This is a genomic window from Mesorhizobium sp. M8A.F.Ca.ET.021.01.1.1 (genome assembly GCF_003998025.1).
GTDB lineage: Bacteria > Pseudomonadota > Alphaproteobacteria > Rhizobiales > Rhizobiaceae > Mesorhizobium.
The window spans coordinates 1-2,294 of the sequence record NZ_RZSJ01000773.1; the positions used below are offsets into that span (position 1 = coordinate 1).

2 protein-coding genes are annotated in these 2,294 nt (G+C 62.2%); one reads left to right on the forward strand and one right to left on the reverse strand.

Features of this window, described 5'->3' with window-relative positions:
• The coding region (locus EOA36_RS33640) for a SurA N-terminal domain-containing protein (protein ID WP_127281034.1) at window positions 1-1,274 on the reverse strand (1,274 nt) is incomplete at its 3' end.
• A 143-nt stretch (window positions 1,275-1,417) separates the two neighbouring features.
• Between EOA36_RS33640 and tpiA the strand changes: the two genes are divergently transcribed.
• Complete coding sequence (gene tpiA / locus EOA36_RS33645; protein WP_127281035.1) at window positions 1,418-2,188, forward strand: triose-phosphate isomerase; 771 nt, start codon at window positions 1,418-1,420, stop codon at window positions 2,186-2,188.
• Window positions 2,189-2,294 lie beyond the last annotated feature (106 nt).

Genomic DNA, 2,294 nt, shown 5'->3' on the forward strand with positions numbered 1-2,294 from the left:
GGCCTCAGGCCATTGCGATCGATGGCGTCGATGGTGATGTCCTTGAGCTTCAATTTGGCGGCCGCGTCGGCCAGCGAACTGCCCGATGCACGGGTGTCCTCATAATTGTCGTGCACATCCAAAAGGATGCGGCTTGCCTCACCCAGCGCCAGGTCCTTGCGGATCTGGTCGGACACTTCGGCAAGCGGCTTCACCACCTCGGGCTTGATCTCGGTCACGCGCAGCAGCACTGGACCGAAGGTGCCCTGAACGACCTGGCTGACTTCATTGGCATTGAGCGCGAAGGCGGCATCGGCAACCGCCTTGTCGGCGATCTTGTCCTTGGCGAGCGTGCCAAGCAGGATATCGGCCGGGGTCTTGCCTTCGGCGGTCACCAGCTTGTCGAAGGTGGCACCTGCCTTGAGCGAATCGAGCGCTGCCTTCGCGGCATCCGGCGTCTTGAACACAAGCTGCTCGATGGTGCGCATTTCGGGTGTGGTGTAGCGCGCCTTGTTCTTGTTGTAGTCGTCACTGACCTGCTGGTCGGTGACCGCGGTCGTATCCATGATGTCCACCGGTTCCAGGCGGACATAGGAGAATTTGCGGTACTCAGGTGCGGCGTAGGTTTTCTTGTTGGCCTCGAAATAAGCCTGGAGCACGCTGTCGCTCGGCGCCTCGATCGGCTCGACCAGCGTCTTTGGCAATGTCAGATAGTCGACGGTGCGGTCTTCGCCGCGGTAGAGCGCGACCGCCTTGAAGAACGTGTCGGGGGCTTTGAGGCCGTCCGAGACAGCCTCGACGATCTGCTGGCGCACCGCCACCTGGGCGCGGTTCTTCAGGTAATCCTCGGGCCGCATGCCGACCTCGTGCAGCATGTAGTCGAATGTCCGCCGGTCGAACTGACCGCCAGGGCCCTTGAACGCCGGATCTTCGCGGGTGAGTTCAGCCAGCCGGTCCTTGGAGAGGCCGAGGCCCAGCTTGCGTGCCTGTTCGTCGAGAACGGCACCGGAGACGAGTTGCGCCAGCACCTGATTGTCGATGCCGAGCGCCTTTGCCTGTTCATGAGTGAGGCGCTGACCGAACTGCTGCGACATGACGGCGAGCTGGCGGTCATAGGCAAGGCGGTATTCGTTGATCGATACCTTGGTTCCACCAGCGGTTATCACCGAATCGTGGCCCGCAAAGCCGCCCATGAGCTTTCCGGAGATGCCCCAGGCAGCGAAACTGACCACCAGCAGCGAAAGCAGCGTCTTCGCGACCCAGGTACCTGCCGCGCTTCTCAATATACCAAGCATGGTTACTTCCGATTTATGCGCATTTTCGCATGCGCCGAGTCTGAAACAAGCGCAATAGCGCCCTTCCGGTCCACTGTCGATTGCTTTGTGGCCTGATTTTGGTAGTGAGGGCCAGAGCCTGATATCGCCCGGAGAAGCACACCATGACGCCAGGAATTCGCCCGCTTGTCGCCGGCAACTGGAAAATGAACGGCACCAGCGCCTCGCTGAACGAACTCAGGATGATCGGCAACGGTTTCATGAGCGGGCTCGACGCCGAGACCGAAGCACTGGTCTGTGTTCCCGCGACGCTGCTTTCCCATGCGGCGGAGATCCTGTCGCGCACGCCTGTCCATGCCGGCGGTGAGGACTGCCACCCCAAGGAAAGCGGCGCCTATACCGGCTGCATCTCGGCGGAGATGCTGAAGGACGCGGGCGCGAGCCATGTCATTGTCGGTCACTCCGAATGCCGCGAACAACGCGGCGAGGACGATGCGACGGTCCAGGCCAAGGCCACCGCGGCCTGGCGTGCCGGACTGGTGGCCATCGTATGCATCGGCGAGACGCAGCAGCAGCGTGAAGCCGGCGCCACGCTGGAGGTGCTTTCGCGCCAGGTTGAAGGCTCGGTGCCGCCGAGCGCCACGCCGTCCAATACCATTATCGCCTACGAGCCGGTGTGGGCGATCGGCACCGGCCTGACGCCAACGGCGGCCGATGTGGCCGAGGCGCATGCGCATATCCGCGAAAAGCTGTCGGAAAAGCTGGGGACCGCCGCTGCCAGGATGCGCATTCTCTATGGCGGCTCGGTCAAGCCGTCCAACGCGGTCGAACTGCTGGGCGTCAGGAACGTCGATGGCGCGCTGGTCGGCGGCGCCAGCCTGAAAGCGGCTGATTTCCTGGGTATCGCCGAAGCCTATCGCAGCATTGCAGGCTGAGATCCACGACGATTGGCGGGTCCCATCTCGTCCAAATTCGTTGCAAAGGGCACGTTGCTTCCCATATTCCGGCCACGGGCTTGGAAATGCCGTGAAAGCATTGTAT